Origin of the sequence: Allobranchiibius sp. CTAmp26 (assembly GCF_017565405.1) — a bacterium.
Classification (GTDB): Bacteria; Actinomycetota; Actinomycetes; order Actinomycetales; family Dermatophilaceae; genus Allobranchiibius.
The window spans coordinates 280,419-301,498 of sequence record NZ_JAGEKR010000001.1 but is presented as its reverse complement, the minus strand read 5'-3'; the positions used below and the strand labels follow the sequence as shown (position 1 = coordinate 301,498).

Below are 21,080 nucleotides of genomic sequence, written 5' to 3'. Positions count from 1 at the left end.
CGCGTTCCCGCAGGTCAGGGCCGTTCTCCTTGCTGGTCGGGGTGACAGGATTTGAACCTGCGGCCTCGTCGTCCCGAACGACGCGCGCTACCAAGCTGCGCCACACCCCGTGGCTGCTGCACCCGTCGTGTGGATCGCACACGAGCCGGATGCAGCCCGGCATACGTTACCGGTAAGGCTCGCGCATCTCCCAATCGGTAGGCGCGCCAGGCGGCCGGCTCACAGCGTGGGGCCGGAGTCCCACGACGGGGGAGCGAGGGTGAGCAGCGTCGCCTCGGGCCGGCAGGCGAAGCGCACCGGTGTGTACTTGTTGTGGCCGAGACCCGCCGACACCTCCAGCCACGCGGCGTCGCACGGCGCACTGGTGGACGGTTGACCGTTCGCGCCGGGCCACCACCGCGAGACCCCCTTGGCACGGGTCCTGTCCAGATCGCAGTTGGTGACCAGCGCGCCGTACCCAGGCACGCAGAGCTGTCCGCCGTGCGTGTGCCCGGCGAGCAGCACGCGCGCGCCGTCGGCCGCCATCGCGTCCAGGACGCGGGTGTACGGCGCGTGCAGCACCCCCAGCGTGAGATCGGCCGCCGGGTCTGCGGGCGCGGCGTCGTACCGGTCGTAGCCGAGATGCGGGTCGTCGACGCCGACCAGCTCCAGGTCGAGCCCGCGCAGCGACAGGGACCGGCGGACGTTGGTCAGGTCCAGCCAGCCGCCGGAGGTGAAGCCCGAGACCAGTTCCCGCCACGGCAGCTCCAGCGTCTCCATGTCCGCGCCACGGGGGTGTGAGCGGTCGAAGTAGCGCAGCGGGTTCTTGACGGTCGGCGCGAAGTAGTCGTTCGAGCCGAGCACGAAGGCGCCGGGCAGTTCCAGCAGCGGTTCCATGGCACGCAGCACCGCCGGGACCGCGTCCAGGTCCGAGCAGTTGTCGCCGGTGTTGACGACGAAGTCCGGCTCGAGAGAGGCGAGCGCGCGCACCCAGGCGATCCGCCGCTCCTGGCGGGGCACGAGATGCAGGTCGGAGATGTGCAGCACCCGGACAGGGGTGGCGCCCTCGGGTAGGACCGGGAGGGTGGCTCGGCGGACGGCGTACCAGTGCCGCTCGACGAGCGAGGCCCAGGCGAGCGCCCCCGCTCCGGCGGTGGCTGCCGCGGCGGCGGCACGGGCGACGGGATGCATCCGCACATCCTCACACGCGCTCGCACACGCGAGGACGGGTGACAGACTGCCCCGCATGAGCCTCAAGGACACCCTGCAGACCGACCTCACCGCGGCGATGCGCGCGAAGGACACCGTGCGCACCCAGACCCTGCGGATGGCGCTCGCGGCTGTGCGCACCTCGGAGGTGAGCGGCGACGCCAAGCACGAGCTGACCGACGACGAGGTGCTGGCCTGTGTGACCAAGGAGGCCAAGAAACGGCGCGAGGCCGCGACGGCGTACGACGACGCGGGTCGGCCCGAGCTGGCCGACGCCGAACGCGCGGAGCTGGCCGTCCTGGAGCACTACCTGCCGGCGCAGCTCAGCGACGAGGAGCTGACCACGATGATCCAGCAGGCGATCTCATCGACCGGTGCCTCCGGGATGGGGGGCATGGGCCAGGTCATGAAGGTCCTGCAGCCGCAGATCGCCGGTCGTGCGGACGGCGGCAAGGTCGCCGCCGCCGTGCGTGAGGCGCTCAGCGCCGGCTGAGGCTCAGCCCGAGCTGGGGTAGATGTAGATCGTGGTGCCCTGAGTCGCGCCGCCGGACGCTGACATCGCGGTGATCTGACCCCGTGGCTGCGGGCCGGGACGGCTCGGACCGACCTGCACGTGGAACCCGGCCGCCTGCAAGGTGGCGATCGCCGAGTTGATGTCCTGCCCGACGACGTTGGGCACGGAGATCTGCGTCGACGTCGATGAAGAAGATGACGTCGACGATGACGAGGACGACGAACTCGGGGTGGATGTGCTGGTGCCGGTATTCATGCCGGGCACCACGGGGAACTGCTCGATGGGTTGGCCCTTGAGGGCCGCGTCCATGATGCTCTTCCAGATCGGCCCGGCGAGGTCGCCTGCGAACACGTAGCCGTTGTACTTCTTGCCGGCCAGGGTGATGTCCTTCAGGTTCGGCTGCGACCCCGACCCGTGTCCGACCCACACCGCTGTGGCGATCTGCGGGGTGTAACCGACGAACCAGATGTTCTTCGCCCCCGTCACCGTGCCGGTCTTGCCCGCGGCCGGCCGTCCGCGGGCAAGCGCGGACTTGTGCCCCGTCGCCTTCGGGTCATTCGGATTGAGTACGGCTCGGAAGATCTGACTGGTCTCCTCGGCCGTCTTCTTGGAGATCACTTGTCTGCAGGTGATGCCGGTCAGCTTGAGCTTCTTGCCGTTACCGTCGGTGATCGACTCGACCGGTCGCGGCGGGCAGTACTTGCCGCCTGCCGCGGCCGTTGCGTAGGCGTTGGCGAGCTGAATCGGGGAGGTGACACCCACGCCCAGCACGATGCCGGCCGGGGTGATCTGCAGGTCTCTGCGGTCCAGGCCCAGTTTGACCATGGTGTCGACCACGTTGCACATGCCGACGTCCGCCGTCAGCTGGGTGAACGCGGTGTTGACCGACCATGCGGTCGCTGTGGCGTACGGCATCGGTCCGGACGGTACTGAGAAGTCGTTTCCGATCTGGAACGTGCCGCGCTTGTTGTCATAGCAAGGACCGTTGAAGGCGAGGTACTTGAAGGTGGACCCCGGCTGATTGTCCGTTGTCTTGATGTTCTGCTTCGGGACGTTGATCGTCTGGTCCGGTGACGCACCGCGCTCGAGCGCCGTGAGGATCTGGAAGTACTTCGTGGAGGAGCCGAAGGTGAACTTCGCCGTGCCTGCGAGGTCCAGGGACGTCTTCCCGCGCGCGGTCGTGTTGCTGTAGGAGGTGTTCTGCGCCGTGGCGATGATGTCGCCCGTGCCTGGCTTGATCATCACGCCCGCGCTGTTGATGCCGTACTTGTTGTTCTGCGGCACCTTCGCACGGATCTGCTGGTCGATGATGGCGGCCATCTTGGGCTGGAACGAGGTCTTGATGGTGAGCCCGCCACTCTGCAGCGCTGCCTGACGAGCCTTGACGGTCTTGCCGAGCGCCGGCTGCTGGTCCAGCCAGCTCGTCACGTAGTTGCAGAAGTACGGGTACTGCGACGACGCGCAGTTGCCGCTGATGTTCTTCAGCTTCAGCGCGATCGGCGACACCGACGCGTCCGAGTACTGCTTGAAGGTGATGATCTTCTGCTGGTACATCTTCTGCAGCACGATGTTGCGGCGCGTCTTGGAGTCATGGGGGTTGTTGACCGGGTCGAACGCGGAGGGCTGGTTGACCACCCCGGCGAGCAGGGCGGCCTGCGGCAGGTTCAGTTGCGAGGCGTGCACGCTGAAGTAGTGCTGCGCGGCCGCCTCGATGCCGTACTGCTGGTCGCCGTAGTAGACGAGGTTGAGGTAGCCGTCGAGGATCTGGTCCTTGCTGTACTTCTGCTCCAGCGCCGTCGCGTACTTCAGCTCCTGCAGCTTGCGGACGTACCCCTGCAGACCTTCGCGCGCCACCGCGTTCTTCGCGGCCGCGGTGTTGCCGGAGCTGAGCGCCTCGTTCTGCAGCGACACCTTCACGTACTGCTGGGTGAGGGTGGAGGCTCCCTGGACGCCGCCCCCCTGGGCGTTGCTGGTGAGCGCGCGGAGCAGGCCCCTGGGGTCGATGCCGCCGTGCTGGAAGAAGCGCTCGTCCTCGATCGCCACCTGCGCCTTCTGCATGATGGGCGAGACCTTGTTCAGCGGCACCACGATGCGGTTCTCGTTGAACGGCGTGGCGATCGTCGAGCCGTCGGCCGCCAGGATCCGCGACTGCTGAGCAAGCGGGTTCATGGCGAACGTCGACGGCAGCCCGTTGAAGAGGCTGATGCTCTTGTTGGTGGCGAGGCCGGCCCCGCCGACGGCGGGGATCAGCAGTCCGGCCGCGAGCAGGCCCATCACCATCGCGGTGGCGAGCAGGGCGATGAGCAGGGTGAGCACGGATCCGAGCCGGCGGGTGGCACGCATGGACACGAGGCTAACCCGGTCCGCTGTGCAAGGCCTCGATCCCGCGCTGTCGCGGCGTCGGAGCAGGTAACTTACCCCAACGTCGGTCCGTGTAAATAGTCATAAATAACTAGGTTTAATTAGTTCTCAGTAGGCCTAGCGGATCAATTACCAAGTATTTACTCTTCTGACATTACCTTGGGGAAAGTACGACGCTATGGGGAAGGGTTCAAGCGATGACTGCAGTTGCTCCCGAGCACACCAGCTGGGACGAGAGCTGGGCGGCGCGTGCCGCGTGTCGTGGAGGTGTGCCGGACGAGCTGTTCGCCAAAGGCGCTGCTCAGCAGCTTGCCAAGGCGATCTGCCAGGGCTGTCCCGTGGTGGCCGAGTGCCTGGCCGACGCCCTGGACAACCACACCGAGTACGGCGTGTGGGGTGGCATGACCGAGCGTGAGCGCCGTGCACTGCTCCGTCGGCGTCCCGAGGTGCGGTCTTGGACCGCCTTGTTCAAGGCAGCCCGCGCCAACGAGCGCCCCTGACCGACGCCGATCGTTCGACCGGCACCGACTAGTCCCCACTGAGTGCCGCACCGATCTCCCGCAGTTGGTCGACATCGTTCACGTCGCTGCCGGACGTCGGCACGTGGACCTGGGGGATGTCCTCGTGCGCCGCGGTGAAGCGGGCCACCGCCGCCCGGTGCCGCGCCGCCTGGTCGGCGGCCTCGGCGTGCACCTGCAGCAGAGCCGCGGTGTCCGCCGGCTTCCAACCCTCCGCCCGGCCGGGTAGATCCCGGATCGCCTGCGCCGTCTCGATCGCCCGCGCCGCGGACAGCGACGGGATGGTGATCGGCTGCAGCCGGTTCACCACGAGCCCGGCCAGCGGCATCCCCTCCGAGGCCAGACGGTCCACGAAGAACGACGCCTCACGCAGAGCATCGCGCTCGGGTGACGCCACGACGAGGAACGCCGTACTCGCGTCGCTGAGCGCGGCGTACGTCACCTCCGCGCGCTCGCGAAAACCGCCGAACATCGTGTCCAGCGCGGCGATGAAGGTCTGGGCGTCCTTCAGCATCTGGGCGCCGAGGATCTTCGCCATCACCCCGGTGACCGAGCTCATCCCCACCGACACGACCTTCAGGTACGCGCGGCCGCCCACCTTGGCGGGCGCGGTCATCAACCGTATGAACCGGCCGTCGAGGAAGGACCCGAGCTTCTTGGGCGCGTCGAGGAAGTCCATGGCCGAGCGCGAGGGCGGGGTGTCCACCACGATCAGGTCCCACCGCCGGTCGGTGCCGACCGTCTCCTGCTGCAGCTGCCCCAGCCGCTCCATCGCCATGTACTCCTGAGTGCCGGCGAACGAGCTGGACACGGCCTCGTAGAACGGGTTCGCCATGATCGCGGCGGCCTTCTCCGGCGTGGAGTGGGACATCACGACCTCGTCGAAGGTCCGCTTCATGTCCAGCATCATCGCGTCGAGCGATCCGCCCGCCGAGGTGTCGATGGTGTGCACGGGGGCCGGATCGTTGTCCAGGTGCTCCAGTCCCAGAGCCTGCGCGAGCCGTCGGGCCGGGTCGATGGTGAGGACCACGACGGACCGGCCTGCCTCCGCGGCACGGATCGCCACGGCGGCCGCGGTGGTCGTCTTGCCCACCCCGCCGGAGCCGCAGCAGATCACGGTGCGGATCGTGGGGTCGTCGATCAGGGTGTCGATGTTCAGGCTCGGGGTCGTCATTGCATTCCCTGGCGGTGCAGGTCGGCGGCGAGCTGACGCAGCCCGCCCGCGTCCATCCCGTCCGGCAGTGCGGGCAGCCGCACGATCGGCAGGTCGAGTGAGCTGAGCCGGGCCCGTTCGCGCTCCTCCAGGGACAGCCGCTCGTCCAGACGCCGTCCGGACTCCACGAGCCCGTCCACGAGCGTGGGTCCGACCCGCAGACCCCCATCGGCCAGGTCGGCGCTCAGCGGCTCGGCGTCGAAATCGGGGCTCTGCAGCAGGGCGCGGGACCTCTTGCCGAGCAGCGCCCCGCGTTCCTGGTTGACGATGATCGATCCCATCGGCAGGCCCTCGCCGCGCAGCTCGGCTGTGGCGTCGATGGTCTCCTGCACGGGCATCTCCTCCGCGACCGCGACCAGGTGCACCCGGCTGCGACCGGAGGTCAGCATCCGCATGATCGAGTCGGCCTGCTTCTTGATCGGGCCCACCTTCGCCAGTCCCGACAGCTCACGGTTGACCGCCAGGAACTTGCCGATCCGGCCGGTCGGGGGAGCGTCGAGGACGACGGCGTCGTACTGCTGGAAACCTCGTCGCGCGTGGTGCTCGTCGCGGCGTACGACCTCGTAGACCTTGCCGATGACCAGCACGTCGCGCATCCCCGGCGCGATGGTGGTCGCGAAGTCGATGGCGCCGAACTTCTCCAGCAGACCGCCGGCCCGGCCGAGCTTGTAGAACATCTGCAGGTATTCCAGCAGCGCCGCCTTCGGGTCGATGGCGAGGCCGCGCACCTCGCCGCCTCCGAGCCCGCGGGCGACGTGGGTCTCCTCGTCGCCGAAGGGTGCGACGTCGAAGACCTGACTGATGCCGCCGCGGCCCTCGACCTCGACGAGCAGCACCCGCCGGCCGTCGTGTGCCAGGGCGAGCGCCAGGGCGGCGGCGACCGTCGTCTTGCCGGTGCCCCCCTTGCCCGAGACGATGTGCAGCTGTGCGGTCACCGTTCGCGCCCGCCCGCGAGATCGGCCGGGTCGGCCAGGTCAGTCGGATCGGCCAGCTCTGACACCGCCGCGCGGACGATCGCGAACGCCGCCGACTGCGGATCGATAACGTCGAAGTGATCGGCGCCGTCGATCACCCGCAGCCGCGTGCTGGGGACGGCAGCCGTGTAGCTCTGCGAGATCGAGAGCGGCACGTGCTCGTCGCGGGTGCCGTGGATCGCGACGACGGGCGCCGGGGGACCCCCGAGACGGGCCGGATCCGCCTGCTCCCAGCCGGCCGGGTCTTTCTCGGGCGTGCTGCCCATCAGGGCCTCGGCGGCGCCTGCGCCCAGGCCGAGCTCGTGCACCAGATGCAGATCCACGCAGCCGGCCAGCGCGACTGTGCCGACGACGCCGTGCGTCTCGGGCTGGGCCGCGAGCCACGCGACCAGGTGGCCGCCGGCCGAATGCCCCACCAGGACGACGCGATCCGGCAGATCGGTGCGGGCCGCGACGGCGGCGACGACGTCCCGCAGGTCCGCGCGCATGGCCGGCCAACCGCCGCGCGCCGCTCGCCGGTACTCCGGCACCACGACGTGGAAACCGTCCTGCGCGAAGGCCACGGCCTCGCTGCCGGTGTGGCTGCGGTCGGTGGCGGGCCGCCAGAAGCCGCCGTGCACGACGATCACCGTCACCCCACGCGGTGGCCCGGTCGGCTGCCGCACGTCGTAGATCTGGTCCGGCTCCTCGCCGTACGCGGTGGTCTCGTCGGGCGGCGCGGCGGCGCGGTCCAGCACGGAAGCCATGCTGGGAGCCTACGCAGCGCGCGGGAGGGGTTCGCACCGAGCGGTCGCGCCCTGCCAGACTGCGGTGGATTCCGCTCGTCCGCGAGTGGACCGACCCGACCCGAACGACGACGAGGAGAACCCGTGAACACGTGGGAGTACGCGACCGTCCCGCTGATCGTGCACGCGACCAAGCAGATCCTGGACCAATGGGGTGAGGACGGTTGGGAGCTCGTGCAGGTGCTGCAGAGCCCGGACGGCGGCAACCTGGTCGCCTACCTGAAGCGTCCCAAGCACACCTGATGTCGCAGGTCGAGGACCGGCTCGCGGCGATGGGGCTGAGCGTGCCCGACGTCGTCGCGCCGCTGGCGTCGTACGTCCCGGCTGTGCGGTACGCCGACACCGTGCAGACCTCGGGTCAGCTGCCGATGGTCGACGGCGCGCTCACCGCCACCGGCAAGGTCGGGGCGCAGGTCACCCCGGAGCAGGCGACCGAGCTGGCCCGCACCTGCGCCCTCAACGCGATCGCCGCGGTGAAGTCGTTGGTGCCCGACCTGGACACCGTGCGGGTGGTCAAGGTCGTCGGCTTCGTGGCCAGCGACCCCGCGTTCACCGGTCAGCCCGCCGTCGTCAACGGCGCGAGCGAGCTGCTCGGTGCGGCGTTCGGCGCGGACGGCGTGCACGCCCGCTCCGCGGTGGGCGTGGCCGTCCTGCCGCTCGATGCCCCTGTCGAGGTCGAGATCACCGTCGTCGTCCGTGACTGAGCCCTCGGCGGTCGCTACCCGCGAGCACGTCTTCGTCGCCGTCGGACCGGTCGGCGAGCTGGCACGTCAGTGGCTGGACGCCGGATCGCCCGCCGGGGTGGCGCCCCGGCGCGCCTCGACGGTGATGGTGCTGCGGCACGGCCGATCCGGTAGCGCACCGGAGGTGTTCATGCTGCGGCGGGTCGCCTCGATGGCGTTCGCGCCCTCGATGTGGGTCTTCCCGGGTGGCGGGGTCGACCCGCGCGACGCCGATGTCGACGTGCCCTGGGCGGGGCCGTCCCCGCGGGAGTGGGCGGTCCGCCTCGGCGTTCCGCGGGCGGAGGCCGTCGAGTTGGTGTGTGCCGCGGTCCGCGAGGTCTTCGAGGAGTGCGGTGTGCTGCTCGCCGGGCGCACGGCCGACGAGGTGCTGGCAGACGTGACCGGCCCGACCTGGCAGGGGCATCGGGCGGCGTTGCTCGCCAAGGAGATGTCCATGACGCAGCTGCTCTCCCACGAGGGGCTGGTGCTGCGCTCGGATCTGTTGTCGTTCCAGGACCACTGGCTGACGCCGGAATTCGAGAAGCGGCGCTACGACACCTACTTCTTCGCCGCGCTCCTGCCCGAGGGTCAGCGCGCCGACGATCAGACCAGCGAGGCGGACATCTCCCGATGGGTCGCCCCTGCCGATCTGATCGCCGACGTCGCCTCCGGTGAAGCGTCGATGTTGGCCCCCACCGTCACCAACCTCGAACGCCTTGCTCAGGCAGCCGGCCCGGAGGCCGTCATCGGGTCCACGCCGCCCGTCGTACCCGTGATGCCGATGGCCGAGTACGACGGGGCCGACGTGATCCTGCGGGCGCAGCTGCCGGTGCGCTGAGACTCAGCGCGCGCCGAGGGCGAGCGAGCGCAGCCCGGCCGTGGTGCCGTTGAAGCGGTCCTTGTCCAGGCCGCCGCTCTGGCTGTACTGCCAGATGTGGGAGAACCGCGTCCCGGCCGGGAGCTGGTTCGGCACGTGGCTGTACTGAGCGATCCAGAACGGCGTCAGCCCGGCGAGCGCCGAGGTGTTGCCGGTGCAGGTGGCCCACCAGTCGTACGTCGTGTAGACCACCGGGTAGCGGCCCGTACGTGAGCGATAGCGGTTCACGAACGACTTGATCCACGAGGTCATCCCGGACCGGCTGTAGCCGTAGCACGACGAGCCGTAAGGGTTGTACTCGATATCGAGCGCTCCAGGGAGGGTGCGACCGTCCCGGGACCAGCCACCGCCGTGCGCTAGGAAGTAGTCCGCCTGGTAGCTGCCGCTGGACTGGTTGGGGAGTGCGAAGTGGTACGCGCCGCGGATGAACCCTGCGGCGTACGACCCGTTGTACTGCGCCCGGAACGTCGAGCTGCTGTACCCCGTGCCCTCACTCGCCTTGACGTAGGCGAAGGAGAACCCCTGGCCCCGCAGGTAGTTCCAGGCCACGTTGCCCTGGTACTGCGACACGTCCACCCCGTAGGCGTTGCCATTGGTGTACATCGGACGCATCATCTGAGCGGTCTGCTGGCCGGACGAGACGGTCTTGGACCGCCAGCCCGGATAGCCGCCGCCGGCCGCGGTGAGGCCCGCGGCCCGTGCGGTGGCAGTGAGGCGGTGGGTGGCGGGCGTAGCGTGGGCCTGCGCCGCCGGCAGAGCGGCGGTGACCCCTAGTGTCACGATCGAGGTGCCGCACAGGGCACGCAGCGCGTTTTTCATGGTGGTCCATTCATCGGTGGGGAGAGGCGAGCGTCGTTGACACAGGTGAACAATGGGTGCGGCGCAGCCCTGGAAAACGTCAGTTCTCCGTCAAGATGTAGTAGTGGTTAACACGATATGGCGCGGTGGCCCTGTTACGCACGGGGCTGGAGTGGTGCTCTGCCCCAACCCGGGCCCGATGACCCTTGACGGCACGAACACCTGGGTGCTGCACAGCCCAGGGGCGGACGAGGCCGTGGTGGTCGATCCGGGACCCCTGGACGAGGGGCATCTGCAGGCCGTCCTGGAGGTCGTCCGCGCCGCAGGGGCGCGAGTGGCGCTCACCCTGCTGACGCACGGTCACTTCGATCACGCGGAGTCCGCGCAGCGGTGGGCGGAGCTGACAGGGGCACCGGTCCGCGGCGCCGGACACGGACGCGCGTTCACCGACGGTGAGTGGATCGCGGTGGGCGAGGTGCGCATCCAGGTGCTGCTCACGCCCGGGCACACCAAGGACTCGGTGTCGTTCGTCGTGCCCGACCAGCAGCTCCTACTGACCGGCGACACGGTCCTCGGCCGGGGGACGAGCGTGGTCGCGCACCCCGATGGCGAGCTGGCGGCGTACCTCGCCTCCCTCGATCGGCTCGCGGGCGTCGCGACGGGTATGACGCTCGGTCCGGGTCACGGGCCGACCCACGCCGACGCGGCGGCCGTGATCGCGCAGTACGCGCAGCACCGGCTCCAGCGGTTGGACCAGGTGCGAGCGGCGCTGGCCGCCGGAGCGAGTGAATCGGACGATGTCGCGCAGGCCGTGGTGGAGCAGGTCTACGCGGACGTGCCGCGCGAGGTGTGGCCGGCGGCGCGCAGCACCGTGCTGGCGCAGCTGGACTATCTGGCCGAGCGGGGCTGACCCCGCAGGGAGCCGCGGTGCATCAGGGCGTCAGCGGGCGCGGTGTTGCAGGCGCTCGACGTCGATCAACGTCACGGCCCGCGCCTCGAGCTTGATCCAGCCGCGGGAGCTGAAGTCCGCCAGCGCCTTGTTGACGGTCTCGCGGGAGGCCCCGACCAGCTGGGCGAGCTCCTCCTGGGTGAGGTCGTGCGCGACCAGCACTCCGTCGTCGGCCGGCTGACCGAACCGGGAGGACAGGTCCAGCAGCGCCTTGGCGACACGACCCGGCACGTCGGTGAAGACCAGGTCGCCGAGCGCCTCGTTGGTGCGCCGCAGGCGGCGGGCCAACGCGCCCAGCATGGTCATCGCGACCTCGGGCCGGTCCTTGAGGAACTCGGTCATGTCGGCGTGCGCGAGCCCGGCCAGCTCGGTGTCGGCGACGGCCGTCGCGGTCGCCGTACGGGCACCAGGGTCGAAAAGGCTGAGTTCGCCCAGCATTTCGCCCATGCCGAGGATCGCCAGGAGGTTCTCGCGACCGTCCATGGAACGCCGACCGAGCTTCACCTTGCCGGCGGTGATGACGTAGAGCGTGTCGCCCTGATCGCCCTCGCGGAAGAGCTCGCGGCCGCGGGCGACCTTGGTGCGGGACATCGACTCGAGCAATGCCTCGGCTGCGCTGTCGTCGAGTGCGGCGAACAATGGCGCCTTGCGTACGGCCTCGGTTTCCACGGGGTCAGTGTGCCACGTCACCATCCTGACGGCGCGTGCTCGGCACACCCTTAGTCTCGGTCGGGTGAAACGCCTCGATGTCACCGCCGAGAGCTCGGTGTCGCGCACCCGCCGCGCTCGCAAGATGTACCGCGTCCTGCACGACACCTACCCCTACGCGCGGTGCGAGCTGGACTTCAGCACCCCGCTCGAGCTGCTCGTCGCCACGATCCTGTCGGCGCAGACCACCGACGTCGGCGTCAACAAGGTCACGCCGACCCTCTTCGCGCGTTATCCGGACGCCGCGGCGTACGCCGGCGCCGACCGCGCGGAGCTGGAGCAGCTGCTCAAGCCGACCGGGTTCTTTCGGGCCAAGACCAACGCGGTGATGACCCTGGGCCAGGCGCTGGTGGAGCGCTACGAGGGCGAGGTGCCGCCCCGGTTGAAGGAGCTGGTGACGCTGCCCGGTGTCGGTCGCAAGACGGCGAACGTGGTGCTCGGCAACGCGTTCGACATCCCGGGGCTCACCGTGGACACCCACTTCGGCCGGCTCGTACGACGCTTCGGCTGGACCGTGCTGGACGACCCGGTGAAGGTCGAGCAGGAGATCGGCGCGCTGTTCCCCCGCAAGGACTGGACCATGCTCAGCAACGTCCTCATATTCCACGGGCGCCGGATGTGTCACGCCAAGAAGCCGGCCTGCGGGGTGTGCCCGATCGCCCGGTGGTGCCCGTCGTACGGCGACGGCGAGACCGATCCCGAGAAGGCACGCAAGCTGCTGAAGTACGAGATGGCCCCTGCGTGAACGACATCCACCCGGTCCCGTCCTGGCTGCTGGGCATCGAGGAGCAGGCGGTCGGGCGGATGCCCACGTTCCCCGCCGGTGCCGACGGGGAAGGCCGCCGGTCAGCGGTGCTGATGCTCTTCGGCCCGCACGACGGCGGGGGTGAGGACGTCGTGCTGACCCAGCGCGCGGACACGTTGCGTCAGCACGCCGGTCAGGTGTCGTTCCCCGGGGGCGGCGTCGACCCGCGCGACGCCTCACCGCAGGAGACCGCGCTACGGGAGGCGCACGAGGAGATCGGCCTCGACCCCACGGGCGTGCAGGTGCTGGGCAGCCTGCCGTCGCTTCCGTTGAGCGTCACCGGGTTCCACGTGACCCCGGTCGTTGCCTGGTGGGAATCTCCCTCGCCGGTGCGCGCGGCCGAGGCGGAGGTCGCACGGGTGGAGCGCATCCCGATCGCCGACCTGATGGATCCGGCGAACAGGTTCACCGCGATCGCACCGGAGCGCCGGTTCGCGGCCCCGGCCTTCGAGGTCGACGGGCTCTACATCTGGGGGTTCACCGCGATCGTGCTGGACGCGCTGCTCACCCTCACCGGTCACACGCTGCCGTGGGACGAGGGCGACGAGCGCGTCGTACCCGAGAAGTACCGCCGCCGCTGAACGATCAGCGGCGGCGATGGTGACTTAGGAGGCCTTGGGCGGCTTGACGGCGGCGATGGCCTTCTGGCTGGTGTCGATGGTGCGCTCGGGCTTGCCCTTGATCTTCTTCAGCGCGCTGATCCCGATCAGTGCCAGCACGATCGTGATCAGCAGGAGCACACCGCCGACGATCAGGAAGCCCGCCCAGGTCGGTACGACGAGGGCCAGGGCCCATGCGGCGGCCGTGAGCAGGAAGCCCAGCGCATACAGACCGAAGAGGCCCGCGCCGGCGAGCAGTCCAGCACCCTTGCCGCCCTTGGCCACGTCGGCCTTGATCTCCAGCTTCGCCAGGGCGATCTCACCCTTGACGATGTCCTTGACGTCGGTCTGGGCGTCGGCGACCAGCTGACCGAGGGTGCGCTCGGTGCCGGCCCCACGGGTGTCCAGACGGGTTGCCCCGGCGTCCTTGGTGCTCTGAGCCATCGAGGGTCTCCTTCGGTGCGGATCGGGTTCTCACCCATGACGTCTGGGAAGAGACTAACGACACGCTACCGCCGGGTCTCCTCGACGCGGGTCCCGTAGCAGTCCGGGACCCCGTCGCCGTCGTCGTCCCGGATCTCTCGTTCGTGCAGCGCCCGGTAGATCCTGCTGCGGGCTCGCAGGACCGCGGCGGCCAGCAGCGCCGACACCAGGGAGCCCAGCAGGACGCCGATCTTGACGTGCTGGTCGCGCACGCTGCCGTCGCCGAACGCCAGCTCGCCGATGAGCAGCGACACGGTGAATCCGATGCCTGCCAGCAGGCTGAGCCCGACGACGTCCCACCAGGCGAGATCGTCGTCGAGGCGGGCACGGGTGAAGCGCGCGACGGCGTACGTGCCCCCGAGGACGCCGACCGCCTTGCCCAGCACCAGCCCCGCCACGATGCCGAGCGTCACCGGATCGCGGACGGCGTCGCTGAACCCGGTCACGGCGACGCCCGCGGAGAAGAACGCGAAGACCGGCACGCACACCCCGGCGGACAGCGGTCGCATCCGGTGTTCGAGGTGGTGAGCGCGATCGTCCTGCACGGGCACCGCCAGGCCGAGGAGCACCCCGGCGATGGTCGCGTGGATGCCCGAATTCAGCACCAGCACCCAAGTGAGCAGCGCGAGCGGGACCAGCACCCACGGGCTGCGCACGCCACGCCGCATCAGCACCGCGAAGGCCACGAGCGGAACGACAGCCGCCAGCAGCGCGACGAGGTTGAGTGAGCCGGTGTAGAAGAAGGCGATGATCGTGATGGCGATCAGGTCGTCGACCACCGCGAGCGTCAGCAGGAACGACCGCAGCGCCGACGGCAGATGGGTGCCGATGACCGCCAGGACCGCGAGCGCGAAGGCAATGTCGGTGGCGGTGGGGATCGCCCAGCCCCGGAGCGCGCCGGCGCCGAAAGCCTGCACCACGGCGTAGAAGAGCGCGGGCACGGCGACGCCGCTGGCTGCTGCCACGACGGGTACGACGGCCTTGCGCCGGTCGCGCAGGTCACCGCGCAGGAACTCGTGCTTGAGCTCGAGGCCGACCACGAAGAAGAAGACGGCGAGCAGCCCGTCGGAGGCCCAGTGGCTGAGGCTGAGGTGCAGGCCGATCGAGGACGGCCCGACGTGCGCGTGCTGCAAGTCTGAATACGTCTTTCGCCAGGGGGTGTTGGCCCAGGCGATGGCGATGACGGCGGCCGTGAGGAGCAGCGCGCCCCCGATGGTCTCGTGGCGCAGGAGCGCGGCGACACGTCGAGCCTCGGGCCATTCGCCGCGGGAGAACAAGCGTGGTCGCTGCGGGTTCGGGAGGGACACTGCGGACCGCCTTCGCGGTGTGGGGTCGGTCGATGACGTGCCGACCAGACTTCCCGGCTCACCTCGCTCCAGGGTAGCGGTGGGATGCTCGCCGCTGTGATCTCGATCCGCGAGCTGGGACCCGACGATTGGCGAGTCTGGCGGGAGGTCCGGCTGGCGGCGCTGCGGGACGCGCCGGAGGCGTTCGGGTCGACGTCTGCCGAGTGGGAGGACGCCGACGAGGCTCGGTGGCGGGCGCGGCTCGTGGACGTGCCGCTGCACGCCCTGGCGGACCTGGACGGCTTACCGGCGGGTGTCCTCAGCGCGACCGCACCGGACGAGACCGGCCGCCTGGAGTTCATCTCGATGTGGGTCGCGCCGTTCGCTCGTGGCCGGGCGGTGGGTGGCGCGCTGATCGAGTACGCGCTGCGCTGGGTGGCCTCCCGCTACCCCGAGGTGCCCGTCGTGCTGCAGGTGCGCAAGCACAACGCGCCTGCGATCGCCCTCTACGAGCGGCACGGGTTCGTCATCGTCGGTGAGAACCCGGAGGACGAGCTCGAATTCACGATGCGGTGGCTGGGAGCGGGGTAGGTGGAGTCGCGGCGCGCTCTATACGGCGCGCGACGACTCCCACTGCGGCCGGGCGCGGCCGGTCGCGCGTCCTGTCCTAGGTTGGTGCGACGTGGCCGGCCCTCTTGACGCTCTCGTCGCTCTGCCAGGGGTGTCCGCGGCCGTCGACGACGCCCGGGAGACCTGTACGGCGCTGCGCTGGCATCCCGCGCTGCGCCGCCGGATCCCTGAGGCGGCGACCGAGTCCAGGGTGCGCGGGGCGCGGGCGAGTGCGGCGCTGGACGGCGCGGAGTTCGCCGTCGACCTGGTGCGCGACCTGATGCGCGGCGCCGTGGCCTGGCCGGACCCGGTCGGCCCGCTGGAGCAGGGTCTGCGGTCGGCGGTGCTCGCCACCGCCGAGACCGAACGGATGGGTGCCCAGGTCCGGTCCGCGCCGGCTGGCGCGCTCGCCCGACTGCACGTCGCCGCGTCCGCCGGGGTCGCCGATCCCGACGACGTCGGGCGCCCGCGGGTCACCGGACAGGACAGCCGGGAGCTGATGGAGCTGGGGCCGGCGCCGGAGGCCCCCGCAGCGGCCGAGCGGATGCGCGCGGTGGCGTCGCTGGTGGCCGATCCGCAGGGTGCTCCCGTGCTCGTGCTGGCGGCAGTCGCGCACGCAGAGATCGCGACCGCGCGGCCATTCGTGCGCGGAAATGCAGTGGTGGCAAGGGCTTTCGAGCGTGCCCTGCTCATCGACGGTGGAGTGGACCCGACCGGTGCGGCGGTGCCGGAGTGGGGTCACGGCAGGCAGGGTGCGGTGGACTACCTCGGTGCGCTGTCGGCGTACGCCACGGGCACGACGGACGGGGTGCGGCTCTGGCTGATCCACTGCGCGGAGGCCGTGGCGGCCGGTGCCCAGGAGGGCGGCCGGATCTGCGATGCGGTGCTCGCGGGACGGCTCAAATAGTGGATTGTCCTCTTCTTCGGGCTCACCCGCGAGGCCTTGTGTGACAGGCGGGGGAGGAGTAGACCTGTGGTCACAACTCCAGACCACCGCGAACGACAGGCACCCACGCGCAGGCAGTTCACTGATGAACGCGATCGGTCCCCGGACCATCTGACGGCCGGGCCGACACAACGCCGAGTGCACGCTTGGTAACCAGGTCACGCGCGTTGGCGAAGACGCCTCCACCGAGTCCGTTGGGGGCGTCTTCGACGTCCGGGTTCGGGCCGTGCGGGCGGAATCCGCCGAGAGGCTTGCCCGGATCGCCGCGACCGTCCACACTTGAAAGACGGCGCTCCCTTCGGGTTGCAGCGCCTGGGTCGGTTGCCCTCCCCCAGGGCGATCCACCAGAAAGGCCCCCGCCACCCCCCTGGCGGGGGTCTTTCTACGTCCGCGGGCAGAGGCTGATTCTCGCGGCCCCTCATCCACATCCCCCGAGAAGCAGCCTCGGCGTCCACAGGTGCTGACGCACGGGTGGGCCTCGGCGTTCCCTCGCCGCTTGCATGTGGCTCATGCGAACAGATGCGGACCGGCGCGACGTCGGCACAGCCGACACCGTGGTGGTCATCGGGTGCGGCGGCGGCGCCGGGGCGTCCCTGCTGGTCGCGGGTCTGGCCGGTGCGGCCGATCGTCGCGGGCTGCGGGTGGCCGCGGTCGACCTCGACCCCTACGGCGGAGGGCTCGACGTCGTCTTCGGCATCGAACGCGCGGACGGGGTGCGGTGGGCCCAGGTCGCCGGATCCCAGGGTGCCCTCGACGGGACGGCGCTGTACGACGCCCTCCCCGCCATGGGAGAGCCCGGTGACACCGCGGTGCTGTCCTACGGCCGTGAAGGTGCAGCGGCACCCAGTCCGGTGGTGGCTGAGGCAGTGACGGCGCTCGCGCAGTCCTGCGACCTGCTGCTGATCGACGCTCCGCGAGGGGCCGACCTCACGGAGCTGCCCGCGGGCGCCGTCGTCGTGGTGGCCCACGGGTCGGTGCGCGGCAGCGCGAGCGCCGGTGCCGTCATCCAGATGCTGCGATCCGCCGGCCGGGAGCCGGCCGTCGTGCTGCGGGACGCCTCCGATCAGCTGGCCGGGGAGTTCGCCGACGCCGTCGCGGTGGAGGTCGTGGGCCACGTGACCAGCGAGCGGCGGGTGCGCAGCGATCTGGCTCGCGGGGTGGCGCCGGGTGCGCACGGCGAGCTCGCGCGGACCTGCGACGAAGTCCTCCGGGTGCTGCTCGAGGACCGGTCCGAGGCGGCGGCGTGAGCATCGGGGAGGCGATGTGGGGCCAGATCCGTGAAGGTGCCGCGCCGACACCGGAGACGGTGGGCGCGCTGGCATCTCTCGACCGGGTCACCCTGGGCGCCGGTCGGGTTCGGCAGTTGCAGTCCCAGCTCAGCGCGGAGGTCTTCGGCGCCGGACCGCTGGAGGAGCTGCTCGCACTGCCCGGAGTCACCGACGTGCTGGTCAACGGCACCGACGGCGTGTGGATCGACCGGGGTGAGGGCCTGGAGCCCACGGCCTGCGAGGTGGGCGACGCAGCGGCGGTCCGCCGGCTCGCGGTCCGGCTGGCGACGAGCGCCGGGCGACGTCTGGACGAGACGAGTCCGTTCGTGGACGGGCTGCTGCCCGGCGGCGTGCGGTTGCACGCCGTGCTGCCCCCGCTGGTGCCCGACGCCGCGCACATCAGCCTCCGGGTGCCACGGCAGCACACCCCGACCCTGGAGGAGTTGCAGGCCAATTCGACGATCTGCCCGTTCGGCGCGGAGGTGCTCGACCAGCTCGTACGGGCCCGCGCGGCGTTCGTGGTCAGCGGCGGCACGGGCTCGGGCAAGACGACTCTGCTCGGCGCGCTGCTCTCCCGGGTGCCTCCGAGCGAGCGGATCGTCGTCGTCGAGGACGTCCGCGAGCTGCGGGTCGAGCATCCGCATGTCGTGGCGCTGCAGGGTCGCACCGCGAACGTCGAGGGGGCCGGCGCCGTGCCGTTGGAGGCGCTGGTGCGCCAGTCCCTCCGGATGCGACCGGACCGGCTGGTCGTCGGCGAGGTGCGCGGCGCCGAGGTGCGCGAACTCCTGAGCGCCCTCAACACCGGGCACGACGGCGGCTGCGGGACGGTGCACGCGAACACGGCGACGGACGTGCTCGCCCGATTCGAGGCGCTCGGTGCGCTCGCGGGGATGTCGCAGCATGCCGTGCGCAGCCAACTGGTGAGCGCCGTCAAGGTCGTCGTGCACCTGCGCCGGGAGCCGGCCGGTCGGGTGGTCAGCGAGGTAGGGGTGATCGGCTGGGACGGCGACGCTCTGCGGGTCCAGCCCGCGCTCGCACGCCGAGACGGCGCCCTGCGCCGCCAGGACGCCTGGCCGGTGCTCGCCCACGTGCTGGGCAGCGCCCGATGATCGCCGCGCTCGCCTGCGGGTGTCTGGCGGTGCTCTGCTGGCCGCTGCGTCACCCGCGCCCGGACATCTCGTCGTCGACGGCGTCGCTGCGCCAGGCGGCGGTTCACCGGCTCCACCGCGGCAGGGCCCAGGATCCGGTGAGCGCCGTCTTCGCCACCTTGGTGCAAGGCATCGCGCCCGCGGTCGAGGCCGGAGTGCCACCGCCCGTCGCGGTCGCCACCGCGGCGGCGGTCGCCGCCCGCACCGTCGAGATCCCCGACCTCGCCGCGGAACTCGCGGGTCTGTCCGCCGTCGCCCGCACCGGCAGCCCACTTGCGGCGACGTGGGCGGGTCTCGCCTCCCGCCACCCTGACGCCGGTCTCGAACCGGTGGCGCGGGCGTGGTCCCTGTCCGACCGGATCGGGTGCGGGCTGAGTGACGCGCTCAGCACCGCGGTCGCATCGATGCGCGAGCAGGAGGACCACCGTCGCCGGGTGGCCGCGGCCACCGCGGGCCCGCGCGCCACGATGCAGCTGCTCACCCTGCTGCCGGTCGCCGGCGTCGGCATCTCGGCGTTCATCGGGGTGGATCCGGTGCGGCTCTACACCGGGACGCCGGGTCTGATCTCTCTGGTCTTCGGGCTGGTGCTGCTGTGGGCGGGTCGTCGGATGATCCGGTCGATGATCGCGCGATCGTGCGCGCCAGGACCGCTGCGATGAGCGCCTCCGCGCCGGGAGAGTGGTGGTGCGCGGTCCTGCTGGTCTGTGCCGTCCCCCTCGTCTGGCCCCGCGTGCAGGGGCCCGAGGGCTCCGCGCCGCTCGCCGCGCCGTCGACCGGCCCGGACGACGTACGCGCTGTTGCGGCGTCACTCGACCTGCTGGCCCTCGCGCTGGGCAGCGGTGTACCGCTGGTGACGGCCGTCGAAGCGGTCGCCGAGGACGCCGGCGCCGAGGTCGCCCGCCATCTGCGGCAGGCGGCGGCCGCGATGCGCTGGGGAGTGGACGAGGTGCGCGCATGGGACGGGCTGCCCGCAGTGTGGAAGCCGGCCGCGGCATCGCTGGCCCTGGCGGTGACCGCCGGCGTGCCACCGGGTGCGCTGCTTCGGCGTGCCGCGGACGACATCCGGCGCCGCGAGCGCCAGCGTCTCGACGAGGCGATCGGTCGGGTGTCGGTCCTCATCGTCGTGCCGTTGGGGTTGTGCTTCCTGCCGGCGTTCGCGCTGCTGACGGTGGTGCCGGTCGTGATGACGATCGCGCGCAGCGTCCTAGCGGGTGCGTCGTGAGCGCGTCCGCCCGAGGTGCGCGGTTTGCGTCCGTGCCAGTGCTGCAGTCCTGGCCACCGACGCAAACTACCCTCCGGCGCACTCCCCACCCATCTCGCACAACGTCATCCATCGACCGGTGGATGGACATCCGGCGCACGACCGCCCCGGTCGACGCCACCAACGATGAAGGAGCACGGGATGACACGACACGCGGTACGGATGCACCGGTGGGGTACGAGGCGCTGGTCTGCGGTGCTTGCCACCGGGCGACAGGCGGGGATGTCGACGGCCGAGTACGCGGTGGGCACCCTGGCGGCCGTCGCCTTCGCGGTGGTGCTGATCGGGGTGGTGAAATCCGGAGCGGTGAAGACCGCTCTGACCTCGATCATCCATCAGGCGCTGAGCGTGGCGTCGTGACCCGAGGGCGCTCGCGGGCTCGGCGCCCGGACGCCGGGATGGTCTCTGCCGAGCTCGCGGTCGCCCTGCCGGCAGTGGTCTTCGTCATGCTGGTCGCGCTCGGCGCCCTCATGGTCGGCGTCGACCAGATCCGGTGCACCGACGCCGCGCGGGTGGCGGCCCGGGCGGCCGCTCGCGGCGACCCGGCGGACGTCGTACGGCGAGACGGGGTGCGGGCCGCGCCGCCCGGCTCGTCCGTCACGGTGCAGCCCGCCGGAGGCCTGGTGCGGGTCACGGTGACAACTCCGGTGCGTGGCCCGTTCGGCTGGGTCGCGGGCAGCGGCTCCCTGCACGCGACCGGGGTGGCGCAGCAGGAGGCGGGACCGCCGTGAGGCCGCCGCCAGACCGGGGCTCCGGCACGGTGCTGATGGTCGGCGTGATCGCGGTGGTGCTGTCCGTGCTCGGCGGCGGCCTCGCGCTCGTAGCGGCGGTGCAGGCCAGCATGCGGGCGCGGACGGCGGCGGACATGGCGGCCCTCGCCGCCGAGTCGGCCCTGCTGAACGGCACGGGTGACCCATGCGTGGCCGCCGCGCGAGTCGCGTCAGCCGGCGGCGCCGCACTGCGGGTGTGCCGCCTGATCGGGGACAGCGTGACGGTCGGGGTCACCGTGGAGACCGGCGCGACCAGGCGGCTCGGCATGGGAGCGGCGACTGCTCGGTCCCGCTCGGG

Annotated in this window: 25 protein-coding genes, 1 tRNA gene and 1 pseudogene; 17 read left to right on the top strand and 10 right to left on the bottom strand. The window is 71.0% G+C overall.

Annotated elements, in window-relative coordinates; all coding sequences use genetic code 11:
- Positions 1-33 precede the first annotated feature (33 nt).
- Together J4030_RS01460 and J4030_RS01455 are read right to left on the bottom strand one after the other, a co-directional pair.
- A tRNA-Pro gene (locus J4030_RS01460) sits at positions 34-110 on the bottom strand.
- Between the two features lie 109 nt (positions 111-219).
- Entirely contained in the window at positions 220-1,170 is a 951-nt protein-coding gene (locus tag J4030_RS01455; protein ID WP_208047390.1) for a metallophosphoesterase, read from the bottom strand.
- 55 nt (positions 1,171-1,225) lie between these two features.
- Here J4030_RS01455 and J4030_RS01450 point away from each other — a divergent pair, with 55 nt between their 5' ends.
- Complete coding sequence (locus J4030_RS01450; RefSeq protein WP_208047389.1) at positions 1,226-1,681, top strand: GatB/YqeY domain-containing protein; 456 nt, start codon at positions 1,226-1,228, stop codon at positions 1,679-1,681.
- A gap of 3 nt (positions 1,682-1,684) precedes the next feature.
- On the opposite strand, the gene J4030_RS01445 is transcribed toward J4030_RS01450, so the two are convergent.
- Entirely contained in the window at positions 1,685-4,045 is a 2,361-nt protein-coding gene (locus J4030_RS01445) for a penicillin-binding protein (protein WP_208047388.1), read from the bottom strand.
- Positions 4,046-4,260: 215 nt separating this feature from the next.
- Here J4030_RS01445 and J4030_RS01440 point away from each other — a divergent pair, with 215 nt between their 5' ends.
- Entirely contained in the window at positions 4,261-4,563 is a 303-nt protein-coding gene (locus tag J4030_RS01440) for a WhiB family transcriptional regulator (RefSeq protein WP_208047387.1), read from the top strand.
- A 28-nt stretch (positions 4,564-4,591) separates the two neighbouring features.
- On the opposite strand, the gene J4030_RS01435 is transcribed toward J4030_RS01440, so the two are convergent.
- Genes J4030_RS01435 through J4030_RS01425 form a run of 3 tightly spaced genes read right to left on the bottom strand, consistent with a single transcriptional unit; the run spans position 4,592 to position 7,514 of the window.
- Positions 4,592-5,755: an ArsA-related P-loop ATPase gene (locus J4030_RS01435; protein WP_208047386.1), complete on the bottom strand. Its 1,164-nt coding sequence runs from the start codon at positions 5,753-5,755 to the stop codon at positions 4,592-4,594.
- Complete coding sequence (locus J4030_RS01430) at positions 5,752-6,729, bottom strand: ArsA-related P-loop ATPase (protein ID WP_208047385.1); 978 nt, start codon at positions 6,727-6,729, stop codon at positions 5,752-5,754. The genes J4030_RS01435 and J4030_RS01430 overlap by 4 nt, the downstream gene beginning before the upstream one ends.
- The gene (locus tag J4030_RS01425) at positions 6,726-7,514 is read right to left on the bottom strand and encodes a S9 family peptidase (RefSeq protein ID WP_208047384.1); all 789 of its coding nucleotides are present in this window, start codon (positions 7,512-7,514) and stop codon (positions 6,726-6,728) included. The genes J4030_RS01430 and J4030_RS01425 overlap by 4 nt, the downstream gene beginning before the upstream one ends.
- 123 nt (positions 7,515-7,637) lie before the next feature.
- Here J4030_RS01425 and J4030_RS01420 point away from each other — a divergent pair, with 123 nt between their 5' ends.
- From J4030_RS01420 to J4030_RS01410, 3 genes are read left to right on the top strand one after another with little or no spacing between them, the layout of a single operon-like run.
- Entirely contained in the window at positions 7,638-7,796 is a 159-nt protein-coding gene (locus J4030_RS01420; RefSeq protein ID WP_208047383.1) for a DUF4177 domain-containing protein, read from the top strand.
- A complete protein-coding gene (locus tag J4030_RS01415; protein WP_208047382.1) occupies positions 7,796-8,257 on the top strand; it encodes a RidA family protein in 462 nt (153 codons plus the stop codon). Before J4030_RS01420 ends, J4030_RS01415 begins: the two co-directional genes overlap by 1 nt.
- Positions 8,250-9,113, top strand: a complete 864-nt coding sequence (locus tag J4030_RS01410) for an NUDIX hydrolase (protein WP_307864505.1) — start codon at positions 8,250-8,252, stop codon at positions 9,111-9,113. The genes J4030_RS01415 and J4030_RS01410 overlap by 8 nt, the downstream gene beginning before the upstream one ends.
- Before the next feature lie 3 nt (positions 9,114-9,116).
- On the opposite strand, the gene J4030_RS01405 is transcribed toward J4030_RS01410, so the two are convergent.
- The gene (locus tag J4030_RS01405) at positions 9,117-9,971 is read right to left on the bottom strand and encodes a GH25 family lysozyme (RefSeq protein ID WP_208047380.1); all 855 of its coding nucleotides are present in this window, start codon (positions 9,969-9,971) and stop codon (positions 9,117-9,119) included.
- A gap of 178 nt (positions 9,972-10,149) precedes the next feature.
- Between J4030_RS01405 and J4030_RS01400 the strand changes: the two genes are divergently transcribed.
- Positions 10,150-10,860: an MBL fold metallo-hydrolase gene (locus tag J4030_RS01400; RefSeq protein WP_243762662.1), complete on the top strand. Its 711-nt coding sequence runs from the start codon at positions 10,150-10,152 to the stop codon at positions 10,858-10,860.
- 30 nt (positions 10,861-10,890) lie between these two features.
- Here J4030_RS01400 and J4030_RS01395 read toward each other — a convergent pair whose 3' ends face one another.
- The gene (locus J4030_RS01395) at positions 10,891-11,592 is read right to left on the bottom strand and encodes a Crp/Fnr family transcriptional regulator (protein WP_243762661.1); all 702 of its coding nucleotides are present in this window, start codon (positions 11,590-11,592) and stop codon (positions 10,891-10,893) included.
- A gap of 100 nt (positions 11,593-11,692) precedes the next feature.
- Between J4030_RS01395 and nth the strand changes: the two genes are divergently transcribed.
- The gene (gene nth / locus J4030_RS01390) at positions 11,693-12,352 is read left to right on the top strand and encodes an endonuclease III (RefSeq protein ID WP_208047425.1); all 660 of its coding nucleotides are present in this window, start codon (positions 11,693-11,695) and stop codon (positions 12,350-12,352) included.
- Positions 12,349-12,993: a CoA pyrophosphatase gene (locus J4030_RS01385; protein WP_307864504.1), complete on the top strand. Its 645-nt coding sequence runs from the start codon at positions 12,349-12,351 to the stop codon at positions 12,991-12,993. The genes nth and J4030_RS01385 overlap by 4 nt, the downstream gene beginning before the upstream one ends.
- Before the next feature lie 24 nt (positions 12,994-13,017).
- On the opposite strand, the gene J4030_RS01380 is transcribed toward J4030_RS01385, so the two are convergent.
- Together J4030_RS01380 and nhaA are read right to left on the bottom strand one after the other, a co-directional pair.
- Positions 13,018-13,455, bottom strand: coding sequence for a phage holin family protein (locus J4030_RS01380; RefSeq protein WP_208047377.1), 438 nt, complete (start codon positions 13,453-13,455; stop codon positions 13,018-13,020).
- Positions 13,456-13,520: 65 nt separating this feature from the next.
- Complete coding sequence (nhaA, locus tag J4030_RS01375; RefSeq protein WP_208047376.1) at positions 13,521-14,801, bottom strand: Na+/H+ antiporter NhaA; 1,281 nt, start codon at positions 14,799-14,801, stop codon at positions 13,521-13,523.
- Between the two features lie 96 nt (positions 14,802-14,897).
- Here nhaA and J4030_RS01370 point away from each other — a divergent pair, with 96 nt between their 5' ends.
- From J4030_RS01370 to J4030_RS18635, 9 genes and pseudogenes are all read left to right on the top strand, one after another.
- Complete coding sequence (locus J4030_RS01370) at positions 14,898-15,371, top strand: N-acetyltransferase (protein WP_208047375.1); 474 nt, start codon at positions 14,898-14,900, stop codon at positions 15,369-15,371.
- A gap of 91 nt (positions 15,372-15,462) precedes the next feature.
- Positions 15,463-16,296 (top strand): Fic family protein, encoded by an 834-nt coding sequence (locus J4030_RS01365; RefSeq protein ID WP_208047374.1) that lies wholly within the window; start codon positions 15,463-15,465, stop codon positions 16,294-16,296.
- Between the two features lie 548 nt (positions 16,297-16,844).
- The gene (locus J4030_RS01360; protein ID WP_208047373.1) at positions 16,845-17,582 is read left to right on the top strand and encodes a hypothetical protein; all 738 of its coding nucleotides are present in this window, start codon (positions 16,845-16,847) and stop codon (positions 17,580-17,582) included.
- Positions 17,579-18,712 carry a TadA family conjugal transfer-associated ATPase gene (locus J4030_RS01355; RefSeq protein ID WP_307864503.1) on the top strand — a complete coding sequence of 378 codons (1,134 nt, stop codon included), beginning with the start codon at positions 17,579-17,581 and terminating at the stop codon, positions 18,710-18,712. Before J4030_RS01360 ends, J4030_RS01355 begins: the two co-directional genes overlap by 4 nt.
- Positions 18,709-19,410 (top strand): type II secretion system F family protein, encoded by a 702-nt coding sequence (locus J4030_RS01350; RefSeq protein WP_208047372.1) that lies wholly within the window; start codon positions 18,709-18,711, stop codon positions 19,408-19,410. Before J4030_RS01355 ends, J4030_RS01350 begins: the two co-directional genes overlap by 4 nt.
- On the top strand, positions 19,407-19,973 hold the full coding sequence (locus J4030_RS01345) for a type II secretion system F family protein (protein WP_208047371.1): 567 nt from the start codon (positions 19,407-19,409) through the stop codon (positions 19,971-19,973). The genes J4030_RS01350 and J4030_RS01345 overlap by 4 nt, the downstream gene beginning before the upstream one ends.
- A gap of 180 nt (positions 19,974-20,153) precedes the next feature.
- Entirely contained in the window at positions 20,154-20,372 is a 219-nt protein-coding gene (locus tag J4030_RS01340) for a DUF4244 domain-containing protein (RefSeq protein ID WP_208047370.1), read from the top strand.
- Positions 20,369-20,743 (top strand): TadE family type IV pilus minor pilin, encoded by a 375-nt coding sequence (locus tag J4030_RS01335; protein ID WP_208047369.1) that lies wholly within the window; start codon positions 20,369-20,371, stop codon positions 20,741-20,743. Before J4030_RS01340 ends, J4030_RS01335 begins: the two co-directional genes overlap by 4 nt.
- Positions 20,740-21,072: pseudogene (locus J4030_RS18635) on the top strand (Rv3654c family TadE-like protein); the annotation flags it as partial. The gene J4030_RS01335 and the pseudogene J4030_RS18635, both read left to right, overlap by 4 nt.
- Between the last annotated feature and the right edge of the window lie 8 nt (positions 21,073-21,080).